Consider the following 18,355-nt stretch of genomic DNA (forward strand, 5'->3'; position numbering starts at 1 on the left):
GTTGCACTGGAAAGCAGGTCACCGCCGAGCCTACGGTGACAGGGCACCCCACACCACACCGAAGCTCCCTGGAGGAGCCGTGCCCACTCACGCCCTGAAACGGTCGACACTCCTGACCCTCTGCGCCTGCGTCCTCGTCGCGCAGAGCATGGTCGCCGCCATCAACCTCCTGATCCCGCAGCTGAGTTCATCGTCCCTGCACCCCTCGCACACCGAACTGCTGTGGATGGTCGACGCGTACGTCATCGTCTTCGCCGGACTGCTCATCCCGGCCGGCGCCCTCGGCGACCGGCACGGCCGCAAGGGCGCGCTGCTCGCCGGCCTCGCCCTGTTCGCGGCGGGCGCCGCCACCAGCGCGCTCGCCCAGAACCCGGCGACGCTGATCGCGGGCCGCGGCCTGTCCGGCGCGGGCGCGGCACTGATCACGCCCGCGACGATGTCGATCCTGGTGCACCTGTCCGCCCCGGAGAACCGGGCCCGCGCCATGGGCAGTTGGACCCTCGCACTCGGCCTCGGCGGACTCGCCGGCAACCTCGGCGGCGGCCTGGTCGGCCAATTCCTGTCCTGGCGCGCCCTGTTCGGGGTGATGGTCCCGCTCGCCGCCCTGCTGGCCCTCGCGGTCGTCCTCACCACACCCCGCACGGACCGCGCCGCGCACAGCAACCTCGACCCCACCGGCACCGCCCTGCTGACCACCGGCCTGGTCGCCGTCCTCTTCGGCATCATCGAGGGCCCGACGTACGGCTGGACCTCCGCCCGCATCATCACGGCCTTCACGGCGGGCGCCGTACTGATCGCCACCTTCACCATCCACGCCCTGCGCTCCCGCACCCCGCTCCTCGACCCGCGCGTCCTCGCCTCCCCCACCCTCCGCGCGGCCACCCTCGGCACGGCCACCGGCTTCTTCGGCCTGTTCTCCCTCTTCTACGTCAACTCCCAGTACCTGCAAGGCATCAAGGGCTACGGCGCCGCCGTCACCGGCGTCGCGATCGTGCCGCTGACGATCGGCATGGCCCTCGTCCCGAAACTCGCCGTCCGCTGGTCGCACCGCCCGCGCCCGGTCATCGGCACCGGTCTCGCCCTCATCGGCCTGGGCCTGCTGGGCGCGTCCACCGCCGACGCGGGCACCCCGTACTGGACGTACGCCTGCTGGCTGCTCGTGATCTCGGCGGGCACCGGGCTCTCCATGCCCGCGCTCACGGTCGGTGTCGTCACCTCGCTGCCGCCGCACCAGACGGGCCTCGGCTCCGGCCTGGGCACCTCGGCCCGCGAACTCGGCGCGGCCCTGGGCGTGGCGGTCACCGGCACGATCCTGGCCGCCCACCCCGACCTCGCCCACGGCATGGCCCCGGCGCTGCGCACGGTCGCCCTGATCGTCCTCGCGGCCACCGCGGTCGTGATCGTCGGGCACCGCGACCGCAAGACCACCACACGCACTATCGCGTCCGACGGGGAACGCGTACTATCGCGTCCAGCCCGCCACTCCTGATCATCAACTCCCCACACGCGCCACCCAGTTGAGGAGCCCCCTGTGCCGTCCACCCTCCTGAACCCCGTCCTCGACCTGGTGACACTCCGAGCCACCGTCACGGCCGCCGAACCGATCACCGCCCGCATGCGCCGCATCCGCGTCGAGAGCGACGCCCTCACCGGACTCGACGTCCGCCCCGGCCAGCAGGTCCGCGTCCTGGTCACCGGCCTGACCCTGCGCACGTACTCCATCTGGCGCTACGACCCGTCCGGCGCCGTCGAGTTGTGCGTGCTGGACCACTCCGAGGGGGGACCCGGGGGCCGTTGGGGAAAGAGCGTCGGCATCGGAGAGCAAGTGCGCCTGCGCAAGCCCGAGGGCACCTTCACGCTCCGCCCCGACGCCTCCCACCACGTCTTCGTCGGCGAGGAGACGGCCGCCGTCGCCTTCGGGGCGATGCTGGCCGCACTGCCCGAGGGGGCGCGGGTCTCCGGTTGCGTCGAGACGGAGGCCAAGGAGGACCGGCTGCCGCTGGCCCACTCCGAGCACCTCGACTGGCTCACCAGGGGCGGGACTTCACTCCCCGACGCGGTACAACACCTCGCTCCCGAACCCGGCGGCATCGCGTACGTCGCCGGGGAGGCCCGTACCGTGCAGCAGGTACGGCAGGTGCTCGTACGGGAGTTGGGCTGGGACCGGCGCTCCGTCCTCACGAAGCCGTTCTGGGCGCCGGGCAAGCGGGGAATGGAGTAGGAACCCGCCCCCGCTTACCGACAGTTCGCTCCCGCCGGGCAGAAGGAATCCACCGCCGCGGTGAGCGGGCCCCTGACCAGGGCCGGATCGAGAGACTCGGGACCACTGGACCGGACCGCGTACAGCGAGCCGTCCGCCGCCTCGAAGCGGTGGTCGACCACCCGGCGCGCACCCTTGTCCTGGCCGTCGTAGCGATAGGTGAGTTCGGCCCAAGTGGGGCCGGATGAACGGTCGACGACCTGGTAACCGGGCTGGCGGACGAAGCCGTAGCCGGGGTCGTTCTCCGCGAGGTCGAGGGACTCGGCCGGGGAGTTCTCCGAGACGCGGAAGATCTGGAGGCGGCGGGTGCCGTCCGGGGAGTCGTAGGTGACCACCGGGGCCTTCGCGCCCTGCCGTTGGGTGCGGGTCCAGCCCTTGGGGACGGCGACCGTGTAGCCGGTGGGGTCCTGGGCGGTGCGGTACGGCGATCCGGGCCCGGTCGTGCTCGTACGCGCGCTCGTGTCCGCGTGGTCGTGCGTGCCGCGCCCGTGCGTGACGTACCAGAGACCACCCCCGGCGCCCGCGCCCAGCACCACCGCGAGAGCCACCGCGAGGACCAGCCGCCAGGCGCGACGGCCGGAAGCAGGCGCGGGAAGGGGAGTTGGGGCGGGAGTCGGAGCGGGAGCCGGTGGGGACACCCACGCCGGCGGGGTCAGCGAGGTCTGCGTCTCCGCCGTGGACCACAGCGACCAGGCCGCCTGCCCGCGCTCCTCGCTCGGCCCGCGTTCCGCCCCGTAACGATCCCAGTCACTCATCACGAACCCCCCGAATCACCCACCACGTACCTCTTCCGAAGTTAGCGGCGGAAACAGGGAACGGGCCCCGCTCCGGCCGTAACCGGAACAGGGCCCGCGCAAGCCCGTGACAGAGCCGTCGAGAACGGCCCCTCGGACGACTAGATCAGGCCGAGGGAGCGGACCGCCTCGCGCTCCTCCTCCAGCTCCTTCACCGACGCGTCGATGCGGGCGCGGGAGAACTCGTTGATGTCCAGGCCCTGGACGATCTCGTAGACGCCGTCCTTCGTGGTGACCGGGAAGGAGGAGATGAGGCCCTCCGGGACGCCGTAGGAACCGTCCGACGGGATACCCATCGAGGTCCAGTCGCCGTCCGCCGTGCCGTTGACCCAGGTGTGGACGTGGTCGATGGCGGCGTTGGCGGCGGAGGCCGCGGAGGACGCGCCGCGCGCCTCGATGATCGCGGCGCCGCGCTTGGCGACGGTCGGGATGAACTCCTCGGCCAGCCACTTCTCGTCGTTCACGGTCTCGGCGGCGTTCTTGCCGGCGACCGTGGCGTGGAAGATGTCGGGGTACTGGGTGGCGGAGTGGTTGCCCCAGATGGTCAGACGCTTGATGTCGGCGACCGTGGTGCCCGTCTTCTTCGCGAGCTGGGTCAGCGCGCGGTTGTGGTCGAGGCGGGTCATCGCGGTGAAGCGGTCGGCCGGTACGTCCGGGGCGGCGGCCTGCGCGATGAGCGCGTTGGTGTTGGCCGGGTTGCCGACGACGAGGACCTTGATGTCGTCCGCGGCGTTGTCGTTGATGGCCTTGCCCTGCGGCTTGAAGATGCCGCCGTTCGCGGAGAGCAGGTCGCCGCGCTCCATGCCCTTGGTGCGGGGGCGGGCGCCGACGAGGAGGGCGACGTTCGTGCCGGCGAAGGCGACGTTCGGGTCGTCCGTGATGTCGATGCCCTGAAGGAGCGGGAAGGCGCAGTCGTCGAGCTCCATCGCCGTGCCCTCGGCGGCCTTGAGCGCCGGGGTGATCTCCAGGAGACGCAGCTTGACCGGCACGTCCGCGCCGAGCAGCTGGCCGGAGGCGATGCGGAAGAGCAGGGCGTAACCGATCTGGCCGGCCGCGCCGGTGACGGTGACGTTCACGGGAGTGCGGGTCATGGCGTTCTCCGTTATGACAGCTGGCGGTGGGGCGGCACTGCCCCGGGGTGCGGGACGTACAAATGATCGATCTCTTGGCGTCAAGAGATCCACCGGTCAGGCTATCGCGCATCCGCGATCCCGGACTCCCGGGTCCGTGTGGCCCACCCCACAGCGCCGGGATCAGGACACACAAAAGGCGGCCGTCCGGCTCGGGAGAGGAACACCGGACGACCGCCGTGGGGGGGGTACCGGGTGTCCGGACTCCCGTGGGGGTACTGTCCGCCTGCCCCGAACCGGAGCGGGCATTCCCCATGTACACCGAATCCCCACACCCGCGGCCCACCGGCGACCTAGGTGGTGCACCCCTTCTGCCCCGAAGCCAGCGTCACGCATGCCTTCGCCTCGCCGGCGTCCTTCACGGCCACCATCGGGGTGTACGCGATGGCGTTGTCGGCCGCCGAGATCGTGTCGGTCTCCTTGGCCGTCCCCGCGCTGACCTGCACGGAGTCCCCCGCCACACCCGTGGTGATACGGCCCCAGGCGGCACCGCAGGTCTTGCTGTAGCGGACCTCGACGACGGTCGTGCCGACGGTCGCGGTCTTGGCGGTGGTCACCGCGCCCGCGTCCGTGGTGCAGCCCATCGCCTCGGCGTCCTTGCCGGTGCAGCCGGCGCCCACGCACTTCACCCCGGCCGGCAGGTCGGGGGTCGTACTGGCGGGCGCGGAGGCCGAGGTGTGCGCGGCCCCGGCCTTCTTGTCCCCGCCACCCTTGTTGGTGAACAGGAACACGGCCCCGATCACGACGAGCACCCCGAGAACCCCGGCCCCGAACATCAGAGCCCGCCGCTTGGCACCGCCCACCCCGTCGGGCGGCCCGGGTCGCGGCGACTGCGGCGATTCGCCGTGCGGGACCGGCGCCTCGGGCTCGGCCTTCCCGCCCGCCGCTCCGACCCCGGAGCCGCCACCACTCCCGCCACCGGACTGCCCCGGCCCTGGATACCCGGTGATCCCCCACGAGTTGGCGGCCTTCGGCGCACCTTCCCGTACGTCCTTCGAAGCGCCTTCCCGTACGTCGCTGTCGGGCGCCGCCGGCTGTGGCGGCACCGTCGGGGACACTCCCGCCGGGCCCGCGATCCCCGGGGTCGCGGTGACACTGCCGCCCTTACGGCCCGCCTTGCCGCCCTTCGCGGGTGTCGCGGGTGCCGGGGGCGCTCCGAACTCCCCCAGCGCCGCCCGCGCCTGGGAGACCCGGATCGCCTCCATGGTCATGTCGTGCCGCATCTCGGAGCGGCTCCAGGCGCGCTCGGCCAGCTCCCACATCGTGGTCAGATGAACGGGACTGGTGCCGGTGACCTCGGCCAGGGCGATGATCGCGCCCTTCGGTGCGAGGAGCCGGCCGTTGAGATAGCGGTCCCAGGACGTCTTGCTGTAGCCCGTGCGGTCGGCCACCGCCGCGATGCTCAGACCGCTGCGGTCCACGAGCCTGCGCAACTGGCTCGCGAACTCCCTCACCTGCGGATCGAGTTCATCCGGCAAGGCCCTCCAACGAGGCATTGCTTACCCCCCTCTGCCCTGAATTGCCCACGCTAACGCGGTTGTTGGTCGGGTTCGTTGCACATCGGCAAAATTGTCAATACATCGACACAAGAGCCGCCACTCCCACAACAGCGGTGAGGAGCATGAAAAGCAACAGCAACAACGCGAACCGGAGCAGCCGTCCACCGGGCTGCCCCCGCCCGCTCTTCGGCTTCTCCGGCGGGGTGTCCCACCACGGCAGGGTCGGGTCGTCCCGGTACTCGTCCCCGCTCTCGGCCGGCTCCGGCGCCGTCTCCGGCCGGGGCCAGGCCTGCACCGCCAACTCCCAGCGCACACCGATGCGTTCATGGTCGACGCCGGCGACCCGGCACAGGGCGAGAACGGCCTGTCGGGGCGGGGGCTGGGTGGCGTTGAGATAGCGGTGCCAGGAGGACTTGCTGTACGCGGTGCGCGCGCCGAGCGCCACCAGGCTCAGCCCGGTGCGGTCCTTGAGGAGGCGCAGCTGTTCCACGAAGTGCCGCACCTCCGCCGGCAGTTCGTCCGGCAGCGGCTGCCAGCCGCCCATCACACCTCCATCGCCCGCGCCCGCCCCACTTGCCCGTTCCGAGCGAAATGACGACACCGGAAGGGGAACGGTTCCCTCGTCGCCGGGCGGTGCGGAGCCCGTAGCGAAACGGTCACCTCCCTGCCACAGCGCGCCGACAGCCATTGAACAGCGCCCTCACACGTCGGCAAGGTGAATGCAGACGGCGGCGCGTCCTTGCTCGGGGGAGGGGACGCGCCGCCGTCGTGTGTCGCGAACTGCCGGGCGCGGCAGGCTAGTTGCTGTTGACCGTGTAGTGCAGGGTGTCCTTCAGGTACGGGATCGTCAGCCACGGCTTCGGCTGCGCCATCATCGCCAGCAGGACGATCGCGAGGCCGAGCACGGCGTAGGTGACGATGTCGGTGAAGCGGGAGCGCACGGCGAGCATGCCGACGTCCGGCATCACCCAGCGCAGGACGGCGCCGGCCAGCAGGGCGGCGCCGATGAGCAGGGTGCCGTAGCGGAAGACGTCGAAGGCGGTCAGCAGGAGGCCGAGGCCGACCGTGCCGAGGATGGCGAGGATCGGCCACTGGCGGGCCGGTGCCGGGGCGTCGCGCGGGGCGGCCCGGCCGCCGCCCTCGGGGCGGGCCGTGTCCCGGGTGAAGAGGGGGAAGCGGCGGGTGGTACGGCGCGGCTTGCCCTCGGCGTCGGGCGCGCTGACCGGGTCCGTGACCTCGATCTCGTCATCGGCGTCCGTCGTCGCGCCGGAGTCCGTCACCTCGATGTCCTCCACGGCGTCCGTGCTCTTGCCGGGACCGGCGTCCTTGCTCTCAGGCGACACTGCGCTCCGCCGCCTCGACCACGTTGACGAGCAGCTGGGCGCGGGTCATCGGGCCGACCCCGCCGGGGTTCGGGGAGATGAAGCCGGCGACCTCGGCGACGCCGGGGTGGACGTCGCCCACGATCTTGCCGTCGGCGTTGCGGGAGACGCCGACGTCGAGGACGGCGGCGCCCGGCTTCACGTCCTCGGGGCGGATCAGGTGGGCGGAACCGGCGGCGGCGACGATGATGTCGGCGCGCTTGAGGTGCGAGGAGAGGTCACGCGTACCGGTGTGGCACTGGGTCACGGTGGCGTTCTCGCTGCGGCGGGTGAGGAGGAGGGGCATCGGGCGGCCGATGGTCACACCACGTCCGACGACCACGACCTCCGCGCCCTTGATCTCCACGCCGTAGCGGCGCAGCAGGGTGAGGACGCCGTTCGGGGTGCAGGGCAGCGGGGCGGGCTCGTTGAGGACGAGCCGGCCGAGGTTCATCGGGTGGAGGCCGTCGGCGTCCTTGTCCGGGTCCATGAGTTCGAGGATGCGGTTCTCGTCGATGCCCTTGGGGAGCGGGAGTTGGACGATGTACCCGGTGCAGGACGGGTCCTCGTTCAGCTCCCGCACGACCGCCTCGATCTCCTCCTGCGAGGCGGTGGCGGGCAGTTCGCGCTGGATGGACGCGATGCCCACCTGGGCGCAGTCCCGGTGCTTGCCGGCGACGTACTTCTGGCTGCCGGGGTCGTCCCCGACCAGGATCGTGCCGAGGCCGGGCGTGACGCCCTTCTCCTTCAGCGCCGCCACGCGGGCGGTCAGATCGGACTTGATCGCGGCTGCGGTGGCCTTGCCATCGAGAATCTGGGCGGTCATGGACCCATCCTCGCGGATGACGCCCTCCGGGTTCCAATCCGGGTACACCCCGGGTGTATCGCCATGATCACTGATGTTGCACTTACACAACACCTATGGAATGCCGCTGGACAAAATCTCGCCCCGAATAGAACGATGAACGCCGCAGTACTGCGGTAGGTGTTGGGGGGCAATCCGCTCATCTTGTGACATTCCTCCGCGCGATCCGCATCGTCCCCGCATTGCCAACGGAGGAAAACCCACCATGAGTTACGACCCGAACAACCCCTACGGGCAGCCGCAGCAGAACCCCCAGCCGGGTTACGGCCAGCCGCAGCAGCCCCAGGGCCAGCCGGGCTACGGCTACCCGCAGGGCGCGCCCCAGGGTGTCCCGCCGCAGCAGGGTTACGGCTACCCGCAGCAGCCGGCCTACCCCGGTTACCAGCAGCCCGGTTACGGCGCGACCCCGCCGTACGCGAACTGGGGTCAGCGATTCCTGGGCACGCTGGTCGACGGCCTCGTCTTCGTCGTGCCGTACATCCTGGTCATCGTGGGCCGCGACAACAGCGCGCTGGCGATCATCGGCGGCCTCGCTCTCATCGGCCTCGCCATCTGGCAGCTGATACGCGAGGGCCGCACCGGCCAGACCGTCGGCAAGCAGGCGCTGGGCATCCGCCTGGTCCGCGAGAGCGACGGCCAGCCCCTCGGCGTCGGCATGGCGTTCGTCCGCCGCCTCGCCCACTTCCTCGACAGCCTCGCGTGCTACCTGGGCTGGCTGTGGCCGGCGTGGGACGCGAAGCGCCAGACGTTCGCGGACAAGATCTGCGGTTCGATCGTGATCCGCACCCAGTAATTCGCCGGGCAGCCTGCCGCTTCGCGGCTTTTCCGGGGCCGTGTCACCACGTGGTGACACGGCCCCGGGGCGTTTGCGCTCCGCTGCTTGAGCGCGTCGACGAAGGGGGCCGGAGGACAAGACGGTGTGGTGCGAACTCCCACCGTCCGAGCCGCCTCCGGCCCCTGCTTCAACTCCCGCTTCAACTCACGCCACGGATCCCGTGGCGACCCGCGTCACAACTCCCGCCGGCCTCAGTGGAAGAAGTGCCGCGTCCCCGTGAAGTACATCGTGACGCCCGCCTTCTTCGCGGCCTCGATCACCAGCTCGTCGCGGACCGAACCGCCCGGCTGGACAACGGCCTTGACGCCGGCCGCGGTCAGGATCTCCAGCCCGTCCGGGAACGGGAAGAACGCGTCCGAGGCCGCGAACGAACCCCTCGCCCGCTCCTCGCCCGCCCGCTCGACGGCGAGCTTCGCGGAGTCGACACGGTTGACCTGGCCCATGCCGACACCGACCGAGGCGCCGTCCTTGGCCAGCAGGATCGCGTTGGACTTCACCGCGCGGCAGGCCTTCCACGCGAAGGCGAGGTCGGCGAGGTCGGACTCGGAGAGCGCGTCGCCCGTCGCCAGCGTCCAGTTGGCCGGGTCGTCGCCGTCTGCCTGGAGGCGGTCGGTGACCTGGAGCAGTACGCCACCGTCGATCGGCTTGACCTCGACCGCGTTGGACGGGCCTGCCGGGGTCTTCAGCACGCGGAGGTTCTTCCGCTGGGCGAGGATCTCCAGCGCGCCCTCCTCGTAGTCGGGCGCCACGATGACCTCGGTGAAGATCGGGGCGACCTGCTCGGCCAGCTCCTTCGTCACCGGACGGTTGACCGCGATCACACCGCCGAACGCGGAGAGCGGGTCACACGCGTGTGCCTTGCGGTGCGCCTCGGCGACGTCCGAACCGATCGCGATACCGCACGGGTTGGCGTGCTTGATGATCGCGACACAGGGCTCGGCGTAGTCGTACGCGGCACGGCGGGCGGCGTCCGTGTCCGTGTAGTTGTTGTACGACATCTCCTTGCCGTGCAGCTGCTCGGCCTGCGCGAGACCGCCACCGCTGCCGTCGACGTAGAGCGCGGCCGGCTGGTGCGGGTTCTCGCCGTAGCGCAGGGTGTTCTCCCGCTCCCAGGTCGCGCCGAGGAAGTCGGGGAACTGCGACTCGTCGACCGGCGCGTACTCGCTCGCGAACCAGCTCGCGACCGCCACGTCGTACGACGCCGTGTGCTGGAAGGCCTCCGCCGCGAGCCGCTTGCGGGTGGAGAGGTCGAAACCGCCGTTCTGTACGGCGTTCAGGACGTCGGCGTAGCGCGCGGGGCTGGTGACGATCGCGACCGACGGGTGGTTCTTGGCGGCGGCGCGGACCATCGACGGGCCGCCGATGTCGATCTGCTCGACGCACTCGTCCTGGGACGCGCCCGAGGCGACGGTCTCCCGGAACGGGTACAGGTTGCTGACCACCAGGTCGAAGGGGGCCACGCCCAGCTCGTCGAGCTGCTGGCGGTGGCTCTCCAGACGCAGGTCGGCGAGGATGCCGGCGTGCACCTTGGGGTGCAGGGTCTTGACCCGGCCGTCCAGGCACTCGGGGAAGCCGGTCAGCTCCTCGACCTTGGTGACGGGGACACCGGCGGCGGCGATACGGGCGGCGGTGGAACCCGTGGAGACGAGCTCGACGCCCGCCTCGTGCAGGCCGCGGGCCAGCTCCTCCAGGCCGGTCTTGTCGTAGACGCTGACGAGCGCGCGACGGATGGCCCGCTTGCCGCTCTCGATGTTCTCGGCGGTCACTGGATAACTACCTTTCGTCCCTCAATGCGATAGCCGTTGCGGGCGAGCCGCCCCACGACATCGACGAGCAGCGTGCGCTCGACTTCCTTGATGCGCTCGTGCAGAGCGCTCTCGTCGTCCTCGTCCCGGATCTCGACCACGCCCTGAGCGATGATCGGCCCGGTGTCGACGCCGTCGTCGACGAAGTGGACGGTGCAGCCGGTGACCCGGGCGCCGTACGCGAGCGCGTCCCGTACGCCGTGGGCTCCCGGAAAACTGGGCAGCAGGGCGGGGTGCGTGTTCACGACCCGGCCGCCGAAGCGGGCCAGGAACGCCTTGCCCACGATCTTCATGAACCCGGCCGACACGATCAGGTCGGGCTCGTACGCGGCGGTCGCCTCGGCGAGGGCCGCGTCCCATTCCTCGCGGGTCCCGAAGTCCTTCACCTTGCACACGTAGGTGGGCAGCCCGGCGCGCTCGGCACGGGCGAGGCCCTCGATGCCCTGCCGGTCCGCGCCGACGGCCACGATCTCGGCTCCGTACGCCTCGCTGCCGGCGGTCTCGATGGCGTCGAGGAGCGCCTGCAGATTCGTACCGGATCCGGAGACCAGCACGACGAGGCGCTTGGCCACGGGCTTGGCGGCCACGGCGGAGCCCTTTCTCGGGGGAGCGTCGTCTTGTACGGCCGGCTCGCGCATCCGTACGTCTCGTGCGTTCATACGAATGCTTCGCGCCCCGGGATACGGGGAAGTCTACGAAGCGGCCGACCGTCAGCAACGATACCGGCACACCGGACAGCCCCCACGGGACGGGGGCGTGGCCGGAAGGTAGCGTCTGCGGAGAGCGGGTTCGGGAACGCCGTTGTCGTGCGACGCGTTCACGGAGTGACAGCTCACGTCGGAGAGACGTATTCAACGAAGAGACGTATTCAACAAGGGGAAGACGCTCACTTGATGCCGGACCGCAGTCTGCGACTCCTCACGTTCCCCCCGCAGTCGTTGCAGGGAGGGGAGCGCGGCACCGTGCTGCTCCGGGAGCGGCCTTCGTCGCCGCCCGACGCGCCCTCGGACAAGAAGAGCGGTGCGGGGCAGGACGACAATCCCTTCGCGCCGCCGCCCGAGGGCACCCCGGACCGGCCGTGGGAGCCGCGGCGCCCGGAGGCCGGCGAGGACGGCGACGCCCCGCAGGGTGACGGCGGTCACTCACCGTGGGGCAGTCAGTGGAGCGACCGGCAGCCGGGGCGCTCCCCGGGCAACTTCGGCGACCGGCCCGGCGGGCCCACCGGACAGGGCGGACCCGAGGGCCCTGGCAGCGGCGGCCCCGGCCAGGGCGGCATGCGCTGGGACCCGACGGACCCGGCCCAGCGCCGCGCCCGTTACGCCCTGCTGAGCGGCATGTGGGCCTTCTTCTTCGCCCTCTTCAGCTGGCCGTACGTGGCCCTGCTGCTCGGCGCGCTGGCCATCTACTGGGGTGGCAGTGCTCTGCGCGCCAAGTCCGCCACCGCCGACCCGGACACCCCGCCGGTGCCCGAGACGCAGGCCCGCCCCCAGACGACGGCGGCGATCAGCGGCCTGGTGACCGCGTCCCTGGCGATCGCCCTGGTCGCCGCGATGTTCGTCGCGCAGCTGGCCTACAAGGACTACTACACCTGCGCCAACGACGCCCTCACGAACGAGGCAAAGCAGTCCTGCAACCAGCTGCTCCCGAAGGAGCTGCGGGGGTTCCTGGGAACCGCCGACTGACGGACGGTACCGGTCAGTTCGTGACTGGCGGTTCCGGCTCGTCCGAGTGTTCCGACGGCTCGGGCCCAGGTGACGTGGACGCCTCCCTCAAGGCCGCCCAGCGGGCCTCGCGGGAGGCGTCGTCGTACCAGGGGGTGGGCGCCGGCTCCGACGGCACGTCGACGGGCAGGTAGTCGTACGGGTCGAACGTGGAGTCGTGGTCGTAGGCGATGTACGGCTGGTCGACGGGAGCCTGGGCCGGTACGGGTACCGACACCGGCTCCCCCATCTTCGGCTTACGCGCGAACCAACCCCGGCCGACCGCGAGCGGCCTCCGGAACCAGCGCCCGGAGTCCCCCGCGACAGGCACCGTGACAGGCGGGACCCCACCCTCCCGCGGCTTCCCGATCGTCGACCTCCCGATCGTCGGCGCAGGCACCCGGCGTTCCCGCAGCCGCCACGCCCGCAGCCCGACCGCCGTAGGCACCGCCACCGCCGCGATCCACCCCAGCGCAGCCCCCCCGGTCTGCCACCACACCGGTCCGAACCGCGCGAGCGCGGCACCCCCGAGCGGCCCGCCGGACAACTCCGCGAGCAGACCCAGCGCTACGGCGCACAGGGCGGCGGCGAGCAGCGCGGTGGCGGCGGTGCGGCCCTGCGCCCAGGGGGCGTGCGCCGAGGGGGCCGACGTCGGCTGCTGCCGGAGCCCGGCACCGGCCGCCTTCCGCTTCCTCTCCTCCGTCAACTCGCCCGCGCCGTCGCCCCGTTGACCCGCGGTGCCGTCCACCGCGACCCGTGCCACGAACCACCCCGCCATCACCCCGGCCGCCACCGGCACCAGCCCGGCGAGCCAGTTCAGCGGGGTTCCGGTGCCCGCGTCCGGGACCGCCGCGAGGAGCGGGAACGGCGGGAGGAGAGGGGCCGGGGCCGAGGAGAGCGGGGCGACCGTGTGGTGGACGCCGAGCGCGAAACCGGGGCCGAGGCCGTAGGACGCTGACCACACCGCCGCGTTCGGGATCAGCGCGAGGCAGAGCAGCAGGACGGCGAACCGGCCCGACACACCCTCCGTCAGCTGGAGGAAGGACGTCCGGGCGGCACCGCCGTGCCAGACCAGGGACGCGCCGAGCAGCAGCGCACCGCCCCCGACGAGGACCGCCGTGGCGAGGCCTGCGGCGCGTGCGGCGGTGCCGATACGGGCCCGGGACTCGCGGGCCTCCGGGCCGAGGACGAGCCGTCGCAGCCCGGCCGGCAGCAGGATCAGCACGTTCAACACGGGTTCGCGCGGGCGCCCGTACGCCGTCCACACTCCCGAACCGGCCGCGCCCGCCGCGAGCAGCGGCAGGCAGACCGCGGTCCAGCTCCAGGAGGGGGAGAGTTCGCCGCCGGACGCGTAGAGGGCGGCGGCGGTGCCTACGGCGAGGTAGCCGAGGGCGACGCCGGTCCAGGCGGTACGGGCGGCGATCAGGGGCGGGCCCTCGGGGTCGTCCTCGCCGACCTCACCTCCCAGCACCGCGTGCCGGGCCGCCCGGTGCAGCAGCCACACCGGCAGGGCGAGGAGGAGGAGTGGGGTGACGCCCACGGGGGCGGGGACTCCGGTGAGCGTGTCGGCGCGGACGAGTTCGACGCCGTGCGCGAGGAGCCACAGGGCGGCGGCGATGTGCAGGGCGCCGCCGGGTCCGCTGTCGGGGTACGGCGAACTGATCCACAGCACCATCACGAGCACCGCGAACGAACCGAGCCCGAGCCCCGCCGCGACCGCGCCACCCAAGAGGCTGGCGGCCAGTCCGGGGGATCGGTCGCGCATCCGGGTGAGCAGGGGCGACAACGGCGCTCGGCGGTGGGTCATCGGCATCACGCCCGCCATGCTCCCAACGACACGCGCTTTCTCGTCGTAACAGGCGAACCTCGGAAGTGTCGCTCAATATACGTTTATGTACTTTTTCGTACGAAGGGGCGTCCGGTGACGCAGAGCCCTGCACCCCCGCTCCCCCCGCCCAAGGAACGCCGACGCCTGCGCGAGGCGGGATCGCTGACGCAGGCTCAGGTCGCGACAGAGGTGGGTGTCAGCCGCGAGACGGTGCGCTCGTGGGAGACCGGTCGCACCAACCCACGCGGCCGGAAACGGGAGGCGTACGCGAAATTGCTCACCAGCCTGGGTGAGGACACCCCCACCGAAGAACAACTCCCTGCCGAGGAAGCCGAAGCAGCCGTGGAGGATACGGCGGAGATCGCGAGGTTGGCGGGGTTGGCGGGGTTGGCGGCGACGGTGACGGAGCCTCAGCCGACACCACCACCGCCACCGCCCGCTCCCCTGACGCCCGCTCCTCTGACACCCACTCAGGCCTTCGACGCGCTCTACGCGTTCTGCGCCCCCGCCCTCGTACGGCAGGCGTATCTGCTGACCGGGCGGCGCGAACTGGCGCGGGAGTCCGTCGAGCGGGCCTTCCAGGTCGCCTGGCAGCGCTGGCCCGAGGTGGCGGTCGACCGCGACCCGGCCGGCTGGGTGCGCTCGGTGGCGTACGAGTACGCCCTCTCCCCCTGGCACCGCTTCCGCCCCAGATACCGCCACCCGGAACCCCCGCCCCCGGACTCCGCCGACCGCGCCCTGCTGACGGCCCTCCTCAAACTCCCGCCGTCGTACCGCCGCACGCTTCTCCTCTACGACGGGGTCGGGCTCGGTCTCGCGGAGACCGCGGCGGAGACGGAGGCGAGTACGCCGGCGGCGGCCAACCGGCTGTTGCACGCGCGCGAGGCGCTTGCCGCGCAGCTCCCGGACCTGTCCGACCCCACCGAGTTGCACCGGCGGATGACCGAACTGGCCTCCACCGGGCGGCTGCACGCGGCCAAGCCGCCGACGGTACGGTTCGTCGGCGAACGCCGGACCGTGTTCTGGACCCGGGCGGCGATCGCGTTCACGGTCGCGATCATCGGCGCGACGACGTTGACCGTGAGGACAGCTCCGACCCACTACGAACCGCCGGTGCCGTTGGGGGAACGGGTGGAGGGGGTGCCCGCGCGGGTCGTGCAGGGTTCCTTGTCCGAGGAGGAGGTCGCCCTCCGGGACCGCTTGCGGAGCGGCATGACAAGCGGCCCGGAAAGGCTGGCACCGCTGGGTCGGTAGATCGTCAACTGCGGCCCGGTGGAGGCTGGTCGCGCAGTTCCCCGCGCCCCTAAAAGACATGGGCCGGCCTGTGTTTTTAAGGGGCGCGGTCCCCCGTGCCCCCAAAGAAACACGGGCCGCCCTGCGTTTTTAGATGGCGCTGTTCCCGCGTCCCTAAACGACATGGACCAGCCTGCGCTTTTAAGGGGCGCGGGGAACTGCGCGACCGGCCACAACGCGCCCGCACCCGCCGAACAACCCGACCAGGCACCCCATGACGCGCCAATGGGCCCGCTCCAACCCACGGAGCGAGCCCACCAACGTGAAGCCAGGTAACTCAGCCGGCCAGGATCTCGCGGGCCAGCTTCGCCGTCTCGGTCGGCGTCTTGCCGACCTTGACGCCGGCGGCCTCGAGGGCCTCCTTCTTCGCGGCAGCCGTACCGGAGGAACCGGAGACGATGGCGCCGGCGTGGCCCATCGTCTTGCCCTCGGGCGCGGTGAAGCCCGCGACGTAACCGACGACCGGCTTCGTCACGTTCTTCGCGATGAAGTCCGCGGCCCGCTCCTCCGCGTCGCCACCGATCTCACCGATCATCACGATCAGATCCGTGTCGGGGTCGGCCTCGAACGCGGCGAGCGCGTCGATGTGCGTGGTGCCGATGACCGGGTCGCCACCGATACCGACGGCGGACGAGAAGCCGATGTCACGCAGCTCGTACATCATCTGGTACGTCAGCGTGCCGGACTTCGAAACCAGACCGATACGGCCCGGCTTCGTGATGTCGCCCGGGATGATGCCGGCGTTCGACTGACCGGGGGTGATCAGACCCGGGCAGTTCGGACCGATGATGCGCGTCTTGTTGCCCTTCGCGACCGCGTACGCGTAGAACGCGGCCGAGTCGTGGACGGCGATGCCCTCGGTGATGACGACCGCGAGCGGGATCTCGGCGTCGATCGCCTCGACGACGGCGGCCTTGGAGAAGGCCGGCGGCACGAAGAGGACGGATACGTTCGCGCCCGTCTTCTCGATCGCCTCGGCGACCGTGCCGAAGACCGGGATCTCGGTGCCGTCGACGTCGACGGACGTGCCGGCCTTACGGGGGTTGACGCCACCGACGATGTTGGTGCCGTCGGCCAGCATGAGCTTGGTGTGCTTCATGCCCGTGGAGCCGGTCATGCCCTGGACGATGACCTTGCTGTCCTTGGTGAGGAAGATAGCCATGGCTGTGTCTGTCCCTCTTCCCTTACTTCGCAGCCGCGAGCTCGGCGGCCTTGTCGGCCGCGCCGTCCATGGTGTCCACGCGCTGGACCAGCGGGTGGTTGGCGTCGGAGAGGATCTTGCGACCCAGCTCGGCGTTGTTGCCGTCGAGACGGACGACGAGGGGCTTGGTGACTTCCTCGCCCTTGTCCGCGAGCAGCTGCAGCGCCTGGACGATGCCGTTGGCGACCTCGTCGCACGCGGTGATGCCGCCGAAGACGTTGACGAAGACCGACTTGACGTCGGGGTCGCCGAGGATGATCTCCAGGCCGTTCGCCATCACGGCCGCGGACGCGCCGCCGCCGATGTCGAGGAAGTTGGCCGGCTTCACGCCACCGTGGTTCTCACCGGCGTACGCGACGACGTCCAGGGTGCTCATGACGAGACCCGCGCCGTTGCCGATGATGCCGACCTCGCCGTCGAGCTTGACGTAGTTGAGGTTCTTGGCCTTGGCGGCCGCCTCGAGCGGGTTCGCCGCGTCCTTGTCCTCGAGCGCCGCGTGGTCCGGCTGGCGGAACTCGGCGTTCTCGTCGAGGGAGACCTTGCCGTCGAGGGCGATGACCTTGCCGGAGGCGACCTTGGCGAGGGGGTTGACCTCGACGAGGAGAGCGTCCTCCTTGATGAAGGTGTCCCACAGGGTCACCAGGATCTCGGCGACCTGCTCGGCGACGTCGGCCGGGAACTTCGCCTGCGCGACGATCTCACGGGCCTTCTCGATCGAGACACCTTCGTTGGCGTCGACCGGGACCTTCGCGAGGGCCTCGGGGTTCTCCTCCGCGACGACCTCGATCTCCACGCCGCCCTGGACGGACGCCATGGCGAGGAAGGTGCGGTTGGTGCGGTCGAGGAGGTACGAGACGTAGTACTCCTCGACGATCTCGGGCGCGGTCTCGGCGATCATCACCTTGTGGACCGTGTGGCCCTTGATGTCCATGCCGAGGATGTCCGTCGCACGCGCGACGGCCTCGTCCGGGGTGGCGGCGAGCTTCACGCCACCGGCCTTGCCACGGCCGCCGACCTTCACCTGGGCCTTGACGACGGACTTGCCACCGAGCCTCTCGGTGGCTGCGCGGGCCGCCTCAGGCGTGTCGATGACTTCACCGGCCAGCACCGGTACATCGTGCTTGGCGAAGAGGTCCCTCGCCTGATACTCGAACAGGTCCACGCGCTTCCGTCCTCAGTGATATCGCGGTTCGTTGGATGCGTGGGCGTGCCGCGAAGGGCAACGTGACGTCCGCTGTCACAAGGGAGGCGCACACGGTGACCGAGCGCGCGGCATGTCCGTCTCGCAGGTTATCGCTGGTTGCAGAGGGCCCCTAAATCGAGGGTCACACCTGAGCGGTGATACCTGTCACATGATGCCGGTTTTCGTGACACGGAGTGCCGCGCGAGGGTCGTTCGAGCAGGCCTTTCGAACGGATCTTCGAGTCGATTCTTCGGGCGGGGTCCCGCCGGGCTGGGGCTGGCCCGGCGGGACCCCATACCGTGAGACGCGCTCCAGACAGACCGACGGCATTCGGCCGTCCGGGGTCACAGCCTCACGGAGTCGGTCACTCCCAGTGCCGGGTCCGGCGCGGCTGCGCCGCGAGCCCGCTCCGGGCGCAGACAGTGCGTGCGGCCTGGGCACCCTGGATGGCGGCGGCAGCCCTGACCCTGGACTCCCTCGGGACGGAGACCTTGGCGTCGACGAGGCGTCGTCGGAGTTCGGCGGGGGTGGTGTCGATGCTGTTCGTGCTCATGCGTACGTCGGTTCCTCAGGCATCACAGAGACAGGGGCATGGCGGCAT

Annotated in this window: 17 protein-coding genes; 5 read left to right on the forward strand and 12 right to left on the reverse strand. The window is 71.0% G+C overall.

Annotated features, from left to right (window positions below; genetic code table 11):
• The first annotated feature begins 79 nt into the window (after positions 1-79).
• Both OG714_RS20670 and OG714_RS20675 read left to right on the forward strand, forming a co-directional pair.
• Positions 80-1,489, forward strand: coding sequence for an MFS transporter (locus OG714_RS20670; protein ID WP_406122991.1), 1,410 nt, complete (start codon positions 80-82; stop codon positions 1,487-1,489).
• Positions 1,490-1,531: 42 nt separating this feature from the next.
• Complete coding sequence (locus tag OG714_RS20675; protein WP_406122993.1) at positions 1,532-2,221, forward strand: siderophore-interacting protein; 690 nt, start codon at positions 1,532-1,534, stop codon at positions 2,219-2,221.
• 14 nt (positions 2,222-2,235) lie between these two features.
• Here the strand turns inward: OG714_RS20675 and OG714_RS20680 are convergent, their stop codons facing one another.
• The 6 genes from OG714_RS20680 to OG714_RS20705 all read right to left on the reverse strand — a co-directional run bounded on the left by OG714_RS20680 (position 2,236) and on the right by OG714_RS20705 (position 7,870).
• The gene (locus OG714_RS20680) at positions 2,236-3,015 is read right to left on the reverse strand and encodes a hypothetical protein (RefSeq protein ID WP_406122995.1); all 780 of its coding nucleotides are present in this window, start codon (positions 3,013-3,015) and stop codon (positions 2,236-2,238) included.
• Positions 3,016-3,155: 140 nt separating this feature from the next.
• A complete protein-coding gene (locus OG714_RS20685; RefSeq protein ID WP_019055650.1) occupies positions 3,156-4,145 on the reverse strand; it encodes a malate dehydrogenase in 990 nt (329 codons plus the stop codon).
• A 332-nt stretch (positions 4,146-4,477) separates the two neighbouring features.
• Positions 4,478-5,662 carry a DUF2690 domain-containing protein gene (locus OG714_RS20690; protein ID WP_406122997.1) on the reverse strand — a complete coding sequence of 395 codons (1,185 nt, stop codon included), beginning with the start codon at positions 5,660-5,662 and terminating at the stop codon, positions 4,478-4,480.
• Positions 5,663-5,756: 94 nt separating this feature from the next.
• Complete coding sequence (locus tag OG714_RS20695; protein ID WP_406123000.1) at positions 5,757-6,227, reverse strand: helix-turn-helix domain-containing protein; 471 nt, start codon at positions 6,225-6,227, stop codon at positions 5,757-5,759.
• Between the two features lie 253 nt (positions 6,228-6,480).
• On the reverse strand, positions 6,481-6,978 hold the full coding sequence (locus tag OG714_RS20700) for a DUF3017 domain-containing protein (RefSeq protein WP_406131894.1): 498 nt from the start codon (positions 6,976-6,978) through the stop codon (positions 6,481-6,483).
• 37 nt (positions 6,979-7,015) lie between these two features.
• A complete protein-coding gene (locus OG714_RS20705) occupies positions 7,016-7,870 on the reverse strand; it encodes a bifunctional methylenetetrahydrofolate dehydrogenase/methenyltetrahydrofolate cyclohydrolase (RefSeq protein ID WP_365985259.1) in 855 nt (284 codons plus the stop codon).
• A 244-nt stretch (positions 7,871-8,114) separates the two neighbouring features.
• On the opposite strand from OG714_RS20705, the gene OG714_RS20710 reads away from it, so the two are divergent.
• Positions 8,115-8,702 carry an RDD family protein gene (locus OG714_RS20710; protein WP_406123002.1) on the forward strand — a complete coding sequence of 196 codons (588 nt, stop codon included), beginning with the start codon at positions 8,115-8,117 and terminating at the stop codon, positions 8,700-8,702.
• A gap of 233 nt (positions 8,703-8,935) precedes the next feature.
• On the opposite strand, the gene purH is transcribed toward OG714_RS20710, so the two are convergent.
• Together purH and purN are read right to left on the reverse strand one after the other, a co-directional pair.
• Entirely contained in the window at positions 8,936-10,510 is a 1,575-nt protein-coding gene (gene purH / locus OG714_RS20715) for a bifunctional phosphoribosylaminoimidazolecarboxamide formyltransferase/IMP cyclohydrolase (protein WP_406123004.1), read from the reverse strand.
• Positions 10,507-11,136: a phosphoribosylglycinamide formyltransferase gene (gene purN / locus OG714_RS20720; RefSeq protein WP_406131896.1), complete on the reverse strand. Its 630-nt coding sequence runs from the start codon at positions 11,134-11,136 to the stop codon at positions 10,507-10,509. Before purN ends, purH begins: the two co-directional genes overlap by 4 nt.
• 306 nt (positions 11,137-11,442) lie before the next feature.
• On the opposite strand from purN, the gene OG714_RS20725 reads away from it, so the two are divergent.
• Positions 11,443-12,231: a hypothetical protein gene (locus tag OG714_RS20725; protein WP_406123006.1), complete on the forward strand. Its 789-nt coding sequence runs from the start codon at positions 11,443-11,445 to the stop codon at positions 12,229-12,231.
• 13 nt (positions 12,232-12,244) lie between these two features.
• Here the strand turns inward: OG714_RS20725 and OG714_RS20730 are convergent, their stop codons facing one another.
• The gene (locus tag OG714_RS20730; protein WP_406123008.1) at positions 12,245-14,074 is read right to left on the reverse strand and encodes a DUF6350 family protein; all 1,830 of its coding nucleotides are present in this window, start codon (positions 14,072-14,074) and stop codon (positions 12,245-12,247) included.
• Positions 14,075-14,170: 96 nt separating this feature from the next.
• Between OG714_RS20730 and OG714_RS20735 the strand changes: the two genes are divergently transcribed.
• On the forward strand, positions 14,171-15,331 hold the full coding sequence (locus OG714_RS20735; RefSeq protein WP_406123010.1) for a sigma factor-like helix-turn-helix DNA-binding protein: 1,161 nt from the start codon (positions 14,171-14,173) through the stop codon (positions 15,329-15,331).
• Positions 15,332-15,647: 316 nt separating this feature from the next.
• Here the strand turns inward: OG714_RS20735 and sucD are convergent, their stop codons facing one another.
• The 3 genes from sucD to OG714_RS20750 form a co-directional block, all read right to left on the reverse strand.
• A complete protein-coding gene (sucD, locus tag OG714_RS20740; RefSeq protein WP_019066811.1) occupies positions 15,648-16,532 on the reverse strand; it encodes a succinate--CoA ligase subunit alpha in 885 nt (294 codons plus the stop codon).
• 22 nt (positions 16,533-16,554) lie between these two features.
• On the reverse strand, positions 16,555-17,733 hold the full coding sequence (sucC, locus tag OG714_RS20745) for an ADP-forming succinate--CoA ligase subunit beta (protein WP_406123012.1): 1,179 nt from the start codon (positions 17,731-17,733) through the stop codon (positions 16,555-16,557).
• 385 nt (positions 17,734-18,118) lie between these two features.
• Complete coding sequence (locus OG714_RS20750; RefSeq protein WP_366095451.1) at positions 18,119-18,307, reverse strand: hypothetical protein; 189 nt, start codon at positions 18,305-18,307, stop codon at positions 18,119-18,121.
• Positions 18,308-18,355: the final 48 nt, after the last annotated feature.

The organism is Streptomyces sp. NBC_00989 (assembly GCF_045162655.1).
Taxonomy (GTDB): Bacteria; Actinomycetota; Actinomycetes; order Streptomycetales; family Streptomycetaceae; genus Streptomyces.